Raw genomic sequence first — 16,687 nt, forward strand, 5'->3', positions numbered from 1 at the left:
ATACTGTTTAGTTCAAAATGTGCAATTATTGGAAATAAGTAGTGAGCTGAAAAGCCAGATTATCTGGCTAATACTCAGTTTTTATTTTGGCGATTAATTGTTTAAGTGCTTGTCCTCGATGAGAAATTTGGCTTTTATGTTCTTTAGTTAGCTCTGCGGCACTACAATTAAGTTCTGGAACAAAAAATAATGGATCATAACCAAATCCACCATTGCCATGCGGTTCATTCAAAATTAATCCATTCCATTTTCCTAAGCAGATAATAGGGGTTGGATCATTTTCATGTCGTATAAAAGCAAGCGCACAGTAGAAGTATGCGGTTCTTTTTTCTTTCGGCACATCTTTTAATTCAAGTAGTAATTTCTCATTATTACTTTTATCATTGCCATGTTCTCCGGCATAACGAGCTGAATATATTCCTGGCTGACCATTTAGCGCATCAACAACTAAGCCAGAATCATCTGCAATCGCAGGTAATTTTGTCAATTTTGCAGTATGTCTAGCTTTTAAGATAGCATTTTCAATAAATGTTAAACCGGTTTCTTCAGCATCAGGAACATTGAATACACTTTGGGCTACAACATCAAAGCCAGCATTAGCCAAAAGCTGTTGTAATTCATTAACTTTTCCTTGATTGTTGGTAGCTAAAACAATTTTTTGCATTTTATGACTCCATAACTAATTTGTGTTATATCGCTATTAGTAAGTTAAATATTACTAATGGATATATTGTTTAAAATTTAAAAATCTGGCTCACAACAAAATGTCATACTTTCCCCTGTTTTGGGGTGATTTATTGTAAGTAGTTGTGCATGTAACAATAATCGTTTTGACATCGAAAATGCTTCAGGATGAGCATAAAATTTATCCCCTAGAATGGGATGTCCGATTGCTTGCATATGAACTCGTAATTGATGGGAGCGTCCTGTAAACGGAAATAGTGCAACTCTGGTGGTATTATCATCATTACGGGAAATAACTTGATAATGGGTTAATGCATATTTGCCATTTTCGTGGTCAACCATTTGTCGTGGACGATTAGGCCAATCACAAATTAATGGTAACTCGACTTGGCCAATATCATTTTCAAGATGGCCATGAACTACGGCAATATAAGTTTTTTTCGGTACTCGTTCGCGGAATTGTTTTTTAATTTCTCTATCAGCCAATTTTGATAAAGCCGCAACCATGATACCACTGGTCGCCATATCGAGACGATGGACTGATTCAACATAACTATATTTTTGTTGTAAGCGATGAATAATGCTATCTATAAATTGTGGCTTATTGCCTGAAACAGATAATATACCGGGTTGTTTATTCACGACAACAATATGATCATCTTGATATAAAATAGATAGCCACGGATCAATGGGGGGATGATATTCCAAAAGCATGTATGTGTGATAATTTGTAAAATTAAATTGCCACACATTCTAACAAACTCAACAAAAAGTGTCAGTCGAAAAGTTTATTTACTCCAGATTGACTTTTTACTCGGTGAAAAGAGTTGAGAGAAGAGTATCACCAAACTCACTAAAAGGTAACAAGCAAAAATAATGATCATCCATTGCGACATCTCAATAGTTAAAAAAGACCAAATTTTGTCTGCACATGATCCATAAGCATTAAACATACTTGGTAACCATTCATTTAACGCTAACCAAGAAGGGAATTGCACATTAATAGCACAGGTATCACTTAAATTTGGTTCAAATTGTAAATGGGCATGAAAAGTTGCTAAGTTAAAGCCTTTTATGGAACTAATTAACCATACCAAAATACCTGCTAAGCGAAAAATTAGTTTGCTAGGCGCAATCAGTCCAATTAAGCTGCCAAGCATAATGCCGTAAATTGCACAACGTTGATAGATACATAATGTACAAGGGGCAAGGCCTAAGCCATGTTGAAAATAGAGAGCGGTTATTTCAAAAATAAAGGTGGAAAGAAATAACAAAAACCAAGCAACTCTACTGCGAGAGTATTGATTGAGCAGAGATAACATACTGTTTTATTCCTCCAGATTCCGTTATAATCGTTTTATATTCATTTTATTGAAATTAATCGATATTAATTTTTAGCCAGTAGTAGTGTAGTTTATTTTTTAATAATGTGAAACGACTTTTATTTATTAACGGTGGATTAATCTTTTCTTATGGACTCAAAAGTTCAACAAACAAAACAACAAGTTTCATTTGTCACAATTAGTGAAGAAAATGAAGCGCAACGCATTGATAACTTTCTTATTACATATCTTAAAGGTGTGCCTAAAAGTATGATTTATCGCATACTTAGAAAAGGTGAAGTTCGTGTTAACAAAAAAAGAATAAAACCAGAATACAAGTTAGCTATTGGTGATGAAGTGCGTATCCCACCTATACGCGTTTCCGAAAAAACGGTGCCTGAGATTTCCACAAAACTAAATAAAGTTGCTGATTTGGAGAAAGCGATCATTTATGAAGATGATGTAATTTTAGCCATTAATAAACCATCTGGAATTGCCGTACATGGTGGTAGTGGTCTAAGTTTTGGTGTTATTGAAGGATTAAGAGCCTTACGACCAGAAGCGAAATTTTTAGAATTAGTGCATCGAATTGACCGCGAAACATCAGGTATTTTATTGATTGCGAAAAAACGTTCTGCGTTAAAGTCACTGCATGAACAATTACGTTTGAAACAGATGCAAAAGAATTATTTAGCTTTAGTGAAAGGTAATTGGCCTTCTGAATGCAAAGTTGTACAAGCACCATTACTAAAAAATGTTCTTAAAAGTGGTGAACGAGTGGTTAAAGTGAATGCCGAAGGAAAACCTTCAGAAACGAGATTTAAAGTAGAAGAACGCTTCGGTTTTGCAACCTTAGTTAAGGCGAGCCCAGTAACTGGTCGTACTCACCAAATTCGTGTGCATACTCAATATGCTAATCATCCGATTGCATTTGATGATCGCTATGGTGATAGTCAATTTGATGCATTATTAACTGATAGTAAACTTAATCGATTATTTTTACATGCCGCTAATGTAAAATTTATTCATCCGAAAACTTTACAGGAGATGCAATTACATGCCCCGTTGGATGATGTATTGCAAAATTGTTTGACAAAGATTAGAGATGATAAATATCAACAAACAGAATGATTAAAATGAGAAGGTAATTAATAAGCATGAAAGATCTTAATTTATACTTAATTAGACATGGTCAAACAGAATGGAATATTAAAGATCAGATGCAGGGGTCACAAAACTCACCTCTAACTGAAAATGGCATTTTAGGCGCCAAGATAACCGGAAAGCATCTTAAAAATATACCATTTATACAAGCCTATTCTAGCCCTCAACAACGTGCAATGGAAACTCGGGATTATATTATTAACGAAAATGACAATGTAATTCCTTCTTTTGAACTGGAAGGTTTGCGGGAAATGGATTTTGGTCTTTGGGAAGGTAGACATGTGCCTTCACTAAAAAAAGAATTCCCAGAATTTAATACCTATTTAACTGAACCAGAAAAGTTTGATGCATCTGTTAATCAAGGTGAAAATTACCTTGATGTACTTTCTCGTATGAAAAATGCTTTAAATGAAATTGTTAAAAATGCACCGCAAGATAATGGTAATATTTTAGTTGTATCACATGGTACGGTATTACGAATATTACTTTGTGTTTTAAATGGTGGCGATTGGCGTCAACATCGTGATGAAAACTATTTCCCACGAATGTTAAATACTAGTATTAGCGTGGTTAATTATAAACAGAATAACGAGCAACAAGAGGGTGAATATTCAGTTAAGTTTTATAATAATGTTGATCATTTAGACGATTAATTACTATTTTTTGTGACATTTTCAGGCTAATGCTATTAGTAACATTAGCCTGAAATACGAGTCTATCTCCTACTATAAACAGCATAACGTTTTTGCAACTGTTTTAATTGATTAATTCTGGCATCAATTTTTGCAATTAAGGTTTGATTACCTTTTGCTTGAGTTTTAGCATTAGTTAATAATCGAATCGCATCAGGAAACTTTCCTTCTAGTGCCACTGACTCTGCCCGTGCGCTCATCTCTTGAGCTCTTGACTTTAGTCCACCATAAGCAGTTATTAACAAATCCCAACCGTTAGTGTCATCATTGTGATCAAAAGTATAACGATGTAATAAACTCACTGCTTGCTGGTAATTTCGAGCTTTTACATAAGCGTTAGCTAGATTTAGTTGTAATGCGGAACTATCAGGTGATCTTTTTAATGCTGATTGAAGACGAGTAATTGCTGCACTACTATTATTAAGTGCTAAATCAATATCCGTCATTAGATCAATATACCAGATATTATTTGGATCATTATCTAATAATGGTTGTAATTGTTGTTTGGCTTTTGGGTAATTATTATTATTGTAATCAACTAAAGCATTAGCATAAATTACTGCTATTTTACTTTGTTCATTATTCAGTTTACGATAATCTTCAATCAATATTCTTGCATTAGTTTTATTACTCATCAATATTGCTATTCTAGCTTTGGCTAAATAATAATTTAAAGATGGCGTAACATTCTTTTTTGAGTATTGTAATGAACGATTACGAATATCGGATAAACGACTATTAGGTAAAGGGTGAGTCATTAAGATTTCAGGTGGCTTACTGCTAAAGCGGCTTTGATCCGCTAGTTTTTGTAAAAACTCAGAAGAAGCATAAGGATCAAATCCAGCTTTAGTTAATGTTCTAAGCCCAACTCTATCCGCCTCTTGTTCATTTGATTGGGTAAAACTAATCATACTTTGTGTTGAGCTCGCCATAGTGGTTGTCATTGCCGCCATACCAGCTTCTGGATTGGCTAAAGTTAGCAATAACGAACCTAGTGTGGCGCCCCAAACGTAAGGACTATTACTATTTTGAGCCTCCATTGCTCGTGCTAAATGACGTTGTGTCACGTGCCCGATTTCATGAGCCATTACTGACGCTAATTGACTTTCATTATCGGTATCTAATATTAATTTTGAATGAACGACGACATTGCCACCAAAGAATGCAAAGGCATTAAGTACATTACTTCTCATAACATAAAAGTGAAAAGGCGTTTGTACTGATTCAGATTTGGAAACTAATTTTTTCCCCAAATCATTGATGTATTGATTTAAAACCGGATCATTAATAATCGGAGCACTACCACGTAACAAGCGCATATAATAATCGCCCATCTCTTTTTCTTGCCCGATACTTAATGTAGCTGCAGCTGCGGTGCCCATATCGGGTAGCTTGATGTTATCTGCATAAACGATCGATGCATTTTGCAATAATAACGACGTAGATACTATTAATGCGATTGCTTTTTTTAACATACTTTTAACTCATAAAAAAGATTAATAATTAAGTATTCTAGCTTAAAAAAAAGACAATATCACTTTGAATATTTTATCAATTTGAGCTATTACTTCTATATTATTTTATTTACTCGATTAAATAATGATGTTATTCCAATGCTGCATAGCGAATTTATTCAACATCAATATCAACATTCTTAATGTAGTTTTTGATATTGGGATAAATATTTTAATGATTTCTAAACTCAGGTTACATTAATTCATCAACAACTTGACGTTTATTCCAGTTTTGAAAAATTAAGCGATACATAGCAACAACTACGCCTGTGCGGTCACTGCTATGCCAACAATGAATTAATCTCAGTTTAGGGGAATTTTTGATTGTTTTAAGAATTTGAATTATTTTTTATCAGAAATATTTCCTGCTCGCATATTGATCCAAACTTCAGTAATGCCAGTATTGACAACTTTATCTCGATCACTATGCCATATCGCAGATTAATTATGGTTTTAATGCTAAGTTTATCAAGCTGTTTTATCTGTTTTAACGAGGATTGTTCAAGCGATATATATCGTTAGGTACTTGATAAAAGTTATTCACAATGAGGTTTGAATTAATTTCGACTGACAACTGCTAATAAAAAATCAAGCAACACAACAAAATAATGTTCACTATTTGGGTAATTTGCAAACCAAAGAGAGCCATTACTTGTTGTGTTCTATTTACCATTACTACAATTGTTTATTTTTGTGTTTATTGTTGACGGCTTTTAATAAATTCAAGGATTTGATCTACTTTTACCAATTCTTTATCTCCACCAGCACGATGTTTATATTCTACATTGCCACTATCAAGGTTACGGTCACCAATAACAATTGTATGTGGAATACCAATTAATTCAGCATCAGCAAACATTACACCAGGGCGCTCTTTACGGTCGTCAAATAATACTTCAATACCGGCAGCTTGTAGATCGGCATAAAGTTTTTCTGCAGTCGCTTGTACTCTTTCAGATTTGTGCATATTCATTGGAATAATAACAACGCTAAATGGTGCTATGGCTTCTGGCCAAATAATTCCACGATCGTCATGGCATTGTTCGATTGCAGCGGCAACTATTCGGCTAACGCCAATACCATAACAACCCATGATCATCACATGATTTTGTCCATCTTCACCTTGGACAGTTGCTTTCATGGCTTCTGAATATTTAGTACCAAGTTGGAAGATATGCCCAACTTCAATACCTCGTTTAATTTGCAATGTGCCTTTGCCATCCGGGCTAATATCACCTTCGACCACATTACGAATATCTTCGATACGTGGTAAATCCACATCGCGTTGCCAATTGATATTAAAGTAATGTTTATGGTCAATATTGGCACCGGCAGCAAAATCACTCATTACAGCAACATCACGGTCAATAATCATTGGCATATTTAGGTTTATTGGTCCTAAAGAGCCCGGTCCTGCATTGACTAAGGCACGAATTTCATCTTCGGTTGCAAATTCAATTGGAGACGCAACAATATCGATTTTTTCCGCTTTGATTTCGTTTAACGTATGATCACCACGGACTAATAAAGCTACAAGTTGGTGACCACTCTCTTTAGTGGCTTTAACCATTAACGTTTTAACGGTTTTTTCAATTGGTAAATTGAATTGTGCTACTAATTCATCTATAGTTTTGGCATTTGGAGTATCAACTAATTGCATCTCTTTGGTTGGAGATTGGCGAGTTTGAGTTGGTGCTTGTGCTTGTGCCATTTCAATATTGGCGGCATAATCGGATTCCGTTGAAAAGACAATATCATCTTCGCCACTATCCGCTAATACTTGAAATTCATGTGACCAGTTACCACCAATTGAGCCTGTATCAGCACGTACCGCTCTAAAATTTAAGCCAGCCCGAGTAAATACTGCACTGTAAGCTTTATACATATCATCATAAGTTTCTTGTAATGATTCTTGCGAGGTGTGGAACGAGTATGCATCTTTCATAATAAATTCACGTGAGCGCATCACACCAAAACGAGGGCGGACTTCGTCGCGGAATTTAGTTTGGATTTGATAAACATTTAGCGGTAATTGCTTATAAGAACTCACTTCATTACGTAGTAAGTCAGTGATCACTTCTTCATGAGTTGGCCCTAAGACAAAATCACGATCGCCACGATCTTTAATACGTAATAATTCAGGACCATATTGTTCCCAACGGCCACTTTCTTGCCATATATCGGCAGGTTGTACCACCGGCATTAATACTTCAATTGCACCGGCTTTATTCATCTCTTCACGAACAATATTTTCGACTTTTTTTAGTACACGATAACCTGTGGGTAGCCATGTATATAATCCGGCAGCAACTTTACGGATCATACCGGCACGTAACATTAATTGATGGCTAATTACTTCAGCATCTGCTGGCGTTTCTTTTAATGTAGATAGAAGATATTTACTGGTTCGCATACATTTATCCCGAAAAATAATTTATATATAAATATAATAAAAATGTTAGCTAGTTTAGCAGTACCAAGCGCAACACAAAAGTAATTTTATTAGTAAATATGGTTATAAATGTTTATATATGATAAATTTTCTTTTATTGAGAATAAGTTACTAAACAATATGGACAAATTGAATATACCTAAATTAAAACAACGTTTATTTTTTCTCTTCTTAGCTGTACTTATTTTATATTTACCGATTAAATGTACTAAATATCATCTGTTTGATTTAAGTTATCAAGAGGTATTAGAGTTTTCTTGGCGAACTGATGGTTGTAGTCGACTGTCTAATACAACGGAATATATAATGGAATGTCCTTGTGATAGTTTTATTCAGCCTGATGACCATTTTACCATTACTGATGATGGCGATTTATATTTTGAAAATAAGTTTTATGGTAAATTGATATTAAAAGAAAAACCTAGTTTTTTCCACGACACATCTGAAATATTGTCTGGTGGCTTTATGGAAATTATACGGTCAGATTTAGGTGTTGTTTGTTACTATGATTCGATATAAAAATTTTGAGAGTTTTTAACTAAAATTAGTTGTCAAAAACCCCGTTCCTCAAAAATTTTTTATGCTAATAATTTAATCTTAATTAATAGTCTGATTAGGCAATTATTATCAGCATAATATAGTACTAAATATAATTCGTTGTTTACTTATCATTACGAATAAGTTTTCTTGTGTCTTATTTTGAGAAACTTAATAACGCTAATCTTGATCACATACCCCATATTACAAATACTATAAATCAACGTTATTTATGACTTAGATTCTTTTAAATATTAGGATACCAAAATAATTTTATTATTGTTTTTAACTAAAATAATGAGTAATGGCTCTGTTATTACTTATCGATTAAAACTCAATTCAAACATAAATTTTGTCAGATTACTTATTTATAGGTATCAAAAATGATTCTTTAACAAATTTAAGGGGCTTAAGTATCAAAATAGATATTATTATCTTGTTGATTATATTGAATAATTTTGTGTTTAATGTGATGAAGGTCACACTACAAAAGTTTAATTATTGATATCATACGCGCGAATTTTAGATTAAGGAGATATTCAATATGGGACATACGATTAATAAGGACATATTTGAAGATAAAAGCTCATCGAAATTACCGAAATGGCGTAAAAGTGATACATTATGGATGCTTAGCCTTTATGGAACAGCTATTGGAGCGGGGGTACTATTTCTTCCTATCAATGCAGGAGTCGGAGGATTAATCCCGTTATTGGTGATGTTAGTCCTTGCTTTCCCAATGACATTCTTTGCTCATCAAGCTTTGTGTCGGTTTGTTTTATCGGGCAAAAGCCCTGATGGTGATATAACAGTAGTGGTTGAAGAAGCATTTGGACGCACTGCAGGAAATTGGATAACACTACTCTATTTTTTTGCGATTTATCCGATTTTATTAGTTTATAGTGTCGGTATTACTAATACTGTTGATAGCTTTATAGTTCATCAATTAGGCATGGAGCCTCCTCCTCGAGCTTTGCTTTCATTCTTTTTAGTTGCTTTTTTAATGATGATTGTACATTTTGGTGAAGAACTTATTGTTAAAGTTATGTCAATATTGGTTTTTCCTTTTATTGCTGTGTTAATGATTTTGGCTTTGTTTTTAATTCCTGAATGGAATGGTGAACTTTTCACAAATTTTTCATTTAGTAATACAGCTAATGAAGGTGGACGTAGTATTTTAATGACACTATGGCTAGTTATACCTGTAATGGTATTTGCATTTAATCATTCACCTATTATCTCATCTTTAGCCGTAGCTAAACGTAGAGAATATGGTGAAGTATTTGCTGAACCTAAATGTAGTAAAATTATTGCGGCTAGTAATATTATGATGGTGGTTACTGTCATGTTTTTTGTCTTTAGTTGTGCGCTTTGCCTAACCCCTGCAGAGCTATTAGATGCAAAAGCTCAAAATATTTCAACATTATCTTATTTAGCTAATCGATTTAATTCACCAGTAATTGAGTACATTGGTCCTCCAATTGCCTTTATTGCTATGGCTAAATCATTTTTAGGTCACTATTTAGGTGGTAAAGAAGGATTTAATGGTCTTGTTAATAAGGCACTACGTAGCTGTAATAAAACAATTTCGCCAAAAAAACTCGATAAAATTGCCATTGCTTTTATGTTAATTACTGCATGGGGTATTGCGACACTAAATCCAAGTATTTTGGGGTTAATTGAATCATTAGGTGGTCCAATTCTAGCGATATTACTATTTTTAATGCCAATGTACGCAATCCATAGATTGCCTATATTACAAAAGTATAAAGGTAAAATTAGTAATATATTTATTGTTGTTATGGGAATGATTGCGATTTCAGCAGCCATTTATAATTTAATTTAAATTTGCATTAATTAAAAACCATAACTGTTTATGTTATGTAGTAAAGTCGATTATTTTATTGATCAATAGAAGGAGTTAGTGGCAAATAATTTATTTGCGGAAATCTTAACATAAGATTTGAAATTACTTGTATAAATTTATAGGTTTTACTGCATTTTTGCTCACAGTTATAATTTATAATATTGATAATTGTTATCGATTTAAAATTAGGTATAAAAAAGGGAAAATATGAGTTCAGTATTTGAAATATTTAAAATCGGTATAGGTCCTTCTAGTTCTCATACAGTGGGACCAATGATAGCAGGAAAAATCTTCATTGATCAGTTGATTAGTGCAAATTTGATGTCGTCGGTTACTAAAATTGTTGCTGATGTTTACGGCTCTTTATCATTAACAGGTAAAGGGCATCAAACTGATATTGCCATTATTATGGGATTAGCTGGCGAAAAGCCTGATAGTGTGGATATCGATAATATTCCATTATTTATAGAAACAGTGACTCAGACCAATCGATTATCAATTTATAATAATAGGTATGGAATTGATTTTCCTCTCGATCAATGTATGGTATTTCATTCAAAATTTTTACCATTACATGAAAATGGTATGACATTGAGTGCTTATAATGGAGAGACGTTATTATTACAAAAAACGTATTATTCTGTTGGTGGTGGTAAAATTGTTGAAGAAGAGAAATTTGGTCAGGAAGAGCAAAATTCAGTAAAGTTACCATATTCTTTTTCATCAGCAGCACAGCTACTTAATCTCTGTGAAGATAATTCATTGTCTATTTCCAGCATAATGATGAAGAATGAGTTACAGTTACATACATATGAAGAAATAGAAAACTATTTTGAGCGAGTGGGCGGAACAATTTTAGATTGTATTAAACGCGGAATGAATACAGAAGGTTTATTACCTGGACCACTTAAAGTTCCACGTCGAGCATTTTCATTATATCGGCAATTATCGACCACAAAAGATGGTATTATTAATGACCCAATGGTTATTATTGATTGGGTTAATATGTTTGCTCTCGCGGTTAGTGAAGAAAATGCTGCTGGTGGGCGAGTGGTAACAGCTCCAACAAATGGTGCTTGTGGTATTATACCTGCTGTAATTGCTTATTATAATAAATTTATCAATCCGGTAACACCTGATATCTATATTCGTTTTTTCCTGACTTGTGGTGCTATAGGGCAACTTTACCAAATGAATGCTTCTATTTCTGGTGCCGAAGTTGGTTGCCAGGGTGAAGTGGGGGTTGCTTGTTCTATGGCTGCAGCAGGTTTGGCTGAACTCTTAGGAGGAAACCCTCAGCAGGTTTGTATGGCTGCTGAAATAGCGATGGAACATAATTTGGGTTTAACCTGTGATCCAGTTGCAGGACAAGTTCAAGTTCCTTGTATTGAACGTAATGCAATAGCTGCAGTAAAAGCAATCAATGCCACTCGAATGGCGTTAAGAAGAACGACTGTTGCAAAAGTATCCTTAGATAAAGTTATTGAAACCATGTATGAAACAGGAAAGGATATGAATGCTAAATATCGTGAAACATCGCGTGGTGGATTAGCTATTACGGTTCACTGTAATTAATTTTAGATATTTTGTTTATTTTCGCCGATATAAAATCGGCGAAAATAGCCAATCAACTTAGTATTTCCAACGCATTGTATTAACTTTTGAACGTAGAAAATCATTATTTACTAACATATCTATTTTTTCGTCTTTTTTGAAACAACGCTTTTTTCGTTTTGGTTGTTCTGATGATGTTTTATGCATTATTTCATTATAGGCCAATAAATTGTTCAGTTGGTCAAGTTCATCTAAGCCTTTTAAGACAGCAATTAATGTTTGTAAAGTAATTGATTCTCCATGTTCAATACGTTTTATTGTGGCAATACCTATTTGGGCTTTATTAGCCAGCTCTAGCTGTGATAAATTTTTCTCAATTCTTGCCATTTTTATTCTGCGACATAACATTTTAATCATGTCGGTAGTGTCATTCATGTACTATCCTCAATTTTATAAGCGGAGATTTAATACCATGTCTAATATAAATAAATGGTGCATTAGTTATTCTATTAATCAACAGTAATTACAGATAAATTTATTAGATTATCAATTTATCAGTTAAATCGTCCTAATTAGTACTTATAAAGGCGTTTTTCCTTATTATTTAGAAATAATAAATAATGTTTATATTATTCGATTTTCTAATTATCTGTCTAGTTATAGCTATTGATAACTAGCTTATTTATTCACAGTATTTATCTTGTTCGCCAATTAGTTCTTAGCAAATAAGTTATTATTTGTATAACCTATGTAGATTCATACCTAATAAAAGATAATATAATGGATTAAAATATATAGCGATGACATGCCACTAAAAATGACATGTCATATTGGAATGTAGTTATTAATGTCGCAATTTTTCTTCTTGTTTGTCTTTTATTTGCTGTTTTTGCAGATTTTCTAAAATCTTATTATGAATACCATTAAAACCACCATTACTCATAATCAAGATTGCATCAGTTGGTTTAGCTGATTTAATAATCATCTCAACTAATAAATCAATATCACCAGACCAATAAGCCGGTTGAATACAAGCATCAACCACATCAGCAACTAACCAAGGTAGTTGTTCTGGTTGAAACATATATATTTCATCTGCACGACCTAATGATGGCGCAAGTTCATCTTTCGATATGCCTAGTTTCATGGTATTCGAACGAGGTTCTAAAACTGCCAATATTCGTCGATTTGCCCCAATTTTGCTGCGTAATGCTTCTAAAGTTGCTAATATTGCAGTTGGGTGATGGGCAAAATCATCATAAATCTCAATATCATTAACTTCGCCATATAACTCTAAACGTCTTTTGGCATTCAAAAACGATCCAAGTGCTAAACAAGCATCAGCTGGTTTAATACCGACATTATGTGCCGCTGCAATAGCCATTAAGGCATTATGCATATTATGTTCACCAACAAGAGAATAGTTAACTTCACCAACCTGTTCATTGTTAAAGTAAACAGTAAATTGGCTCGCATCATTAGCGATTTTTTTCGCCATCCAGCCATTTTCTGATTCGGTGAATGATTGCTCACTCCAACAACCTTTCGCTAAAACTTGTTTTAAATTGACATCTTCTTGCGGGGAAATTATCAACCCTTTACTAGGCACTAAACGAACTAAGTGATGAAATTGTTTTTGAATTGAACTGAGATCATCAAAAATATCTGCATGATCAAATTCCAAATTGTTCATAATTAACGTTTTTGGGCAATAATGCATAAATTTAGAACGTTTATCAAAAAATGAACAATCATATTCATCGGCTTCAATAACGAAAAAGTTACCTTCACCTAGCCTTGCTGATACTTCAAAATTACCTGGTACGCCACCAATAACAAAACCTTGGTTATAGCCTTGTTTCTCTAAAATCCAGTTAACCATACCTGCTGTTGTTGTTTTACCATGCGTTCCAGCAACAGCGATTACCCATCGTTCACGTAAAACGTTGTCATGTAGCCATTGAGGAGCAGAAATATAAGGAATGTTGTTATCTAAAATATATTCAACACAAGGATTGCCTCTTGATAAGGCATTACCAATAATTACCAGATCCGGAATAGGGTTTAATTGTGAAGGATCATCTCCTTCAATAATATCAATATGTTCTTTTTGTAGTAGCGTACTCATTGGTGGGTAAACATTTTTGTCTGAACCCGTGACTTTATGACCCAATGAGCGAGCGATTAATGCAATGCCTCCCATAAATGTGCCACAAATCCCAAGTATATGAATATGCATTTTTTGGTCCTTAATGTTGTATAAAATATTGTACTGATGATAATACTTATCTGTTGCCAGTATCTTTTAGTTAACTGATTTGATTTTTGTAGAAAACTATAATTATAGTCGATTTTACTCGCTTATGCGATAGGCCAAATATGTCTAATCATCAATTTTACCGCCTGATTACCACGAAAATCATTAACATCTAGTTGATAGACAATTTTTACAATTTTTATTGTATTATCTGGCCATTGGGTTAAATTTACATTGAAACATATGCCTTCAATAATTGGACCACCGTTTTTTGGTTCTAATACTAATTTAAGATGTTTTTCAGCAAATAAACGTTGTTGATGCACAATAAAATCACCATCGAATGTTGGTTCTGTAAATCCTTCACCCCATGGACCAGACTCTTTTAATTGTTTAGCTATTGCATAATTAAAATCTTGATTATCTATCTCACCATCGGTTTCAATGATTTGTTCGAGTACATCTAAATCGAGTTGTTCAGTTATCAATGCTTCAAAATGTGCGCTAAATTGATCTAAATCTTTTTCTTGAATGCTTAATCCAGCTGCCATGGCATGTCCACCAAAGCTCACTAGAATATCGGGATATCTCTCATTGAGTTTATCAAGTATGTCTCGTAAGTGAATCCCCTCTATTGATCGTCCGGAACCTTTTAATAATCCATCTTCAGTAGAGGCAAAACATATAACTGGACGATAATGTTTATCTTTCAAACGTGCCGATACAATACCGATAATACCTTGATGCCACTGCGGATGATGTACAACTAATGCGTTCGGAAAAGTAGAATTTTTCTGTTCTACTTGTTCAATATAGGATAACGCTTCTTGATACATTGTTTGTTCAATCAGTTTCCGATCATGGTTAAGTGTATCAAGATCAGTTGCTTGTTTAATGGCACTATCATAATCTTCACATAGCAGTAATTCCACGCTAAGCGACATACTATCCATTCGCCCAGCTGCATTTAGCCTTGGGGCTATGTAATAGGCAAGATCTGTGGAAGTTAACGTAAGAGGATCTCGTCTAGAGATATCTAATAATGCTTTGATTCCTTCACAACAATAACCGGCTCGAATACGGCTAATTCCTTGATGAACCAATATACGATTATTGCGGTCAAGTTTTACCACATCGGCAATCGTGCCAAGCGCAACTAAGTCTAGCAAGTTGGTAATGTTATATTCTGCTAACTTATTGCTAGCAAACCAGTTTTCTTTACGCAGCTTTGCCCGTAATGCCAACATAAAATAAAATGCTACACCAACACCAGCTAAGTGCTTAGATGGAAAAGAGCTGTTTGGTAAATTAGGATTAATGATAGCATCAGCTGCTGGTAATTGCTCTGAACACAAGTGATGATCTGTAATTATTACAGTTAAGTTTGATTGTTTTGCAAATTCAACCGCCTCAATAGCCGAAACACCATTATCAACAGTAATAATCAGATCGGCTTTTTTTGACAGTGCTCTTTTTACCACACTTATACTTAAACCGTATCCATCATCAAATCGATTAGGAATGATATAATCGACATGTTTACATCCCATCTTTTTTAATGCTTTTATCATTAATGCAGTACTGGTTGCGCCATCAGTATCAAAATCACCGACAATCATAATCCGTTTATTATTCTGCATAGCTGAATAAACAATTTCGACAGCAGTATGGGTACCGTCTAAGTTGTCATAGTTGCATAAATTACGAGTGGTATAATCTAATTCTTGCATAGATGTTATTCCACGTAATGCATAGACTCGTTGCAATAAGAGTGGAATATCTGGTGACAATTTAGGTAGTACTTCAGGTAATTGGCGGTGTGTTAATTTACTTTTCATATTTTAAATGTTAGCGCATGTGCGCTAACATACATTCTTATTTTTATCTGAATTTTAATTATTAGAAATTATAAAGTACTAATTTTTAGCTTTCTTTTTTAATATTTCGATTAATTTATCAGCAGGAACATAGCCTGAAACTAATTGCCCATCCGGTAGTAATAATGCTGGGGTACCACTGATACCTAATTTTTTACCAACATTAAATTGTTGTGTTACGTAAGGCACCATACTATTCGCCGGAGAAATTGAATTACCCTTATAGGCATTATCAAAAGCAGCTTTACGATCGGCAACACTCCAAATAGATTGCATATTTTTGCCTACATCACTATCAGCACCGGCTCGAGGAAATGCAAAATAGTGCACTGAGATACCCGCATCTAAGTATTGATTTATATTTTCATGAAGTAATTTACAATAGTGACAAGTATAATCGGTGAAAACTGAAATAATATATTTTTCTTTTGGTGCTTTATAAACAATGGCATCTTTTTCAATTGATTTCAGTAATTTTAAGTTATTACTGTTGGCAATATTTACTGGTTCACCACCTTCAAGACTATAGATTGGTCCTTGAGTTAAAAATTTACCATCATCTGTTACATAGAAAATACCCTCAGGTGTGATAACACTTTTCAATCCTTGTACTGGATTATTTTCGATAGTAATTTCTTTATTAGAAAAACCTAATTTTTCCATCGATTTGGTGATATCGGCGTTATTGGCTAATACTGAAGTTGAGATTAATGCTAAACCTAAACTTATGACTAATTTTTTCATTCAGTTATCCTTAGTTATATAAA

Annotated in this window: 14 protein-coding genes; 5 read left to right on the forward strand and 9 right to left on the reverse strand. The window is 33.8% G+C overall.

The window, feature by feature from the left end; all coding sequences use genetic code 11:
- Positions 1–67: 67 nt before the first annotated feature.
- The 3 genes from H3T56_RS04535 to dsbB form a co-directional block, all read right to left on the reverse strand.
- Positions 68–664: an XTP/dITP diphosphatase gene (locus tag H3T56_RS04535; RefSeq protein WP_198192130.1), complete on the reverse strand. Its 597-nt coding sequence runs from the start codon at positions 662–664 to the stop codon at positions 68–70.
- A gap of 77 nt (positions 665–741) precedes the next feature.
- Positions 742–1,398, reverse strand: coding sequence for a bifunctional tRNA pseudouridine(32) synthase/23S rRNA pseudouridine(746) synthase RluA (gene rluA / locus H3T56_RS04540; RefSeq protein WP_198192131.1), 657 nt, complete (start codon positions 1,396–1,398; stop codon positions 742–744).
- A 74-nt stretch (positions 1,399–1,472) separates the two neighbouring features.
- The gene (gene dsbB / locus H3T56_RS04545) at positions 1,473–2,006 is read right to left on the reverse strand and encodes a disulfide bond formation protein DsbB (protein ID WP_065613758.1); all 534 of its coding nucleotides are present in this window, start codon (positions 2,004–2,006) and stop codon (positions 1,473–1,475) included.
- A gap of 150 nt (positions 2,007–2,156) precedes the next feature.
- On the opposite strand from dsbB, the gene rluC reads away from it, so the two are divergent.
- Together rluC and H3T56_RS04555 are read left to right on the forward strand one after the other, a co-directional pair.
- Complete coding sequence (rluC, locus tag H3T56_RS04550; RefSeq protein ID WP_034900904.1) at positions 2,157–3,137, forward strand: 23S rRNA pseudouridine(955/2504/2580) synthase RluC; 981 nt, start codon at positions 2,157–2,159, stop codon at positions 3,135–3,137.
- 26 nt (positions 3,138–3,163) lie between these two features.
- Positions 3,164–3,823, forward strand: a complete 660-nt coding sequence (locus H3T56_RS04555) for a histidine phosphatase family protein (RefSeq protein ID WP_034900902.1) — start codon at positions 3,164–3,166, stop codon at positions 3,821–3,823.
- A gap of 62 nt (positions 3,824–3,885) precedes the next feature.
- Here the strand turns inward: H3T56_RS04555 and H3T56_RS04560 are convergent, their stop codons facing one another.
- Together H3T56_RS04560 and proS are read right to left on the reverse strand one after the other, a co-directional pair.
- Positions 3,886–5,337: a M48 family metalloprotease gene (locus tag H3T56_RS04560; protein ID WP_198192132.1), complete on the reverse strand. Its 1,452-nt coding sequence runs from the start codon at positions 5,335–5,337 to the stop codon at positions 3,886–3,888.
- Positions 5,338–6,073: 736 nt separating this feature from the next.
- Positions 6,074–7,789 (reverse strand): proline--tRNA ligase, encoded by a 1,716-nt coding sequence (proS, locus tag H3T56_RS04565; RefSeq protein ID WP_198192133.1) that lies wholly within the window; start codon positions 7,787–7,789, stop codon positions 6,074–6,076.
- 159 nt (positions 7,790–7,948) lie between these two features.
- Between proS and H3T56_RS04570 the strand changes: the two genes are divergently transcribed.
- From H3T56_RS04570 to H3T56_RS04580, 3 genes are all read left to right on the forward strand, one after another.
- Positions 7,949–8,347, forward strand: coding sequence for a hypothetical protein (locus H3T56_RS04570; protein ID WP_198192134.1), 399 nt, complete (start codon positions 7,949–7,951; stop codon positions 8,345–8,347).
- A 562-nt stretch (positions 8,348–8,909) separates the two neighbouring features.
- Positions 8,910–10,211, forward strand: a complete 1,302-nt coding sequence (locus tag H3T56_RS04575) for a serine/threonine transporter (RefSeq protein ID WP_198192135.1) — start codon at positions 8,910–8,912, stop codon at positions 10,209–10,211.
- A gap of 228 nt (positions 10,212–10,439) precedes the next feature.
- Positions 10,440–11,807, forward strand: coding sequence for an L-serine ammonia-lyase (locus tag H3T56_RS04580; protein WP_198192136.1), 1,368 nt, complete (start codon positions 10,440–10,442; stop codon positions 11,805–11,807).
- Between the two features lie 57 nt (positions 11,808–11,864).
- On the opposite strand, the gene H3T56_RS04585 is transcribed toward H3T56_RS04580, so the two are convergent.
- The 4 genes from H3T56_RS04585 to dsbC all read right to left on the reverse strand — a co-directional run bounded on the left by H3T56_RS04585 (position 11,865) and on the right by dsbC (position 16,664).
- Complete coding sequence (locus H3T56_RS04585; protein ID WP_065578284.1) at positions 11,865–12,221, reverse strand: helix-turn-helix domain-containing protein; 357 nt, start codon at positions 12,219–12,221, stop codon at positions 11,865–11,867.
- 409 nt (positions 12,222–12,630) lie between these two features.
- On the reverse strand, positions 12,631–14,025 hold the full coding sequence (gene mpl, locus H3T56_RS04590) for a UDP-N-acetylmuramate:L-alanyl-gamma-D-glutamyl-meso-diaminopimelate ligase (RefSeq protein ID WP_065578285.1): 1,395 nt from the start codon (positions 14,023–14,025) through the stop codon (positions 12,631–12,633).
- A gap of 122 nt (positions 14,026–14,147) precedes the next feature.
- A complete protein-coding gene (gene recJ / locus H3T56_RS04595; protein WP_198192137.1) occupies positions 14,148–15,881 on the reverse strand; it encodes a single-stranded-DNA-specific exonuclease RecJ in 1,734 nt (577 codons plus the stop codon).
- 78 nt (positions 15,882–15,959) lie between these two features.
- Positions 15,960–16,664: a bifunctional protein-disulfide isomerase/oxidoreductase DsbC gene (dsbC, locus tag H3T56_RS04600; RefSeq protein ID WP_198192138.1), complete on the reverse strand. Its 705-nt coding sequence runs from the start codon at positions 16,662–16,664 to the stop codon at positions 15,960–15,962.
- Positions 16,665–16,687: the final 23 nt, after the last annotated feature.

It is taken from the genome of Gilliamella sp. W8123 (assembly GCF_016101085.1).
Classification (GTDB): Bacteria; Pseudomonadota; Gammaproteobacteria; order Enterobacterales; family Orbaceae; genus Gilliamella; species Gilliamella apis.

Coding starts and splice junctions, on each gene's coding strand:
- H3T56_RS04535 (WP_198192130.1), bottom strand. CDS start 664: ATGCAAAAAATTGTTTTAGCTACCAACAATCAAGGAAAAGTTAATGAA.
- rluA (WP_198192131.1), bottom strand. CDS start 1,398: ATGCTTTTGGAATATCATCCCCCCATTGATCCGTGGCTATCTATTTTA.
- dsbB (WP_065613758.1), bottom strand. CDS start 2,006: ATGTTATCTCTGCTCAATCAATACTCTCGCAGTAGAGTTGCTTGGTTT.
- rluC (WP_034900904.1), top strand. CDS start 2,157: ATGGACTCAAAAGTTCAACAAACAAAACAACAAGTTTCATTTGTCACA.
- H3T56_RS04555 (WP_034900902.1), top strand. CDS start 3,164: ATGAAAGATCTTAATTTATACTTAATTAGACATGGTCAAACAGAATGG.
- H3T56_RS04560 (WP_198192132.1), bottom strand. CDS start 5,337: ATGTTAAAAAAAGCAATCGCATTAATAGTATCTACGTCGTTATTATTG.
- proS (WP_198192133.1), bottom strand. CDS start 7,789: ATGCGAACCAGTAAATATCTTCTATCTACATTAAAAGAAACGCCAGCA.
- H3T56_RS04570 (WP_198192134.1), top strand. CDS start 7,949: ATGGACAAATTGAATATACCTAAATTAAAACAACGTTTATTTTTTCTC.
- H3T56_RS04575 (WP_198192135.1), top strand. CDS start 8,910: ATGGGACATACGATTAATAAGGACATATTTGAAGATAAAAGCTCATCG.
- H3T56_RS04580 (WP_198192136.1), top strand. CDS start 10,440: ATGAGTTCAGTATTTGAAATATTTAAAATCGGTATAGGTCCTTCTAGT.
- H3T56_RS04585 (WP_065578284.1), bottom strand. CDS start 12,221: ATGAATGACACTACCGACATGATTAAAATGTTATGTCGCAGAATAAAA.
- mpl (WP_065578285.1), bottom strand. CDS start 14,025: ATGCATATTCATATACTTGGGATTTGTGGCACATTTATGGGAGGCATT.
- recJ (WP_198192137.1), bottom strand. CDS start 15,881: ATGAAAAGTAAATTAACACACCGCCAATTACCTGAAGTACTACCTAAA.
- dsbC (WP_198192138.1), bottom strand. CDS start 16,664: ATGAAAAAATTAGTCATAAGTTTAGGTTTAGCATTAATCTCAACTTCA.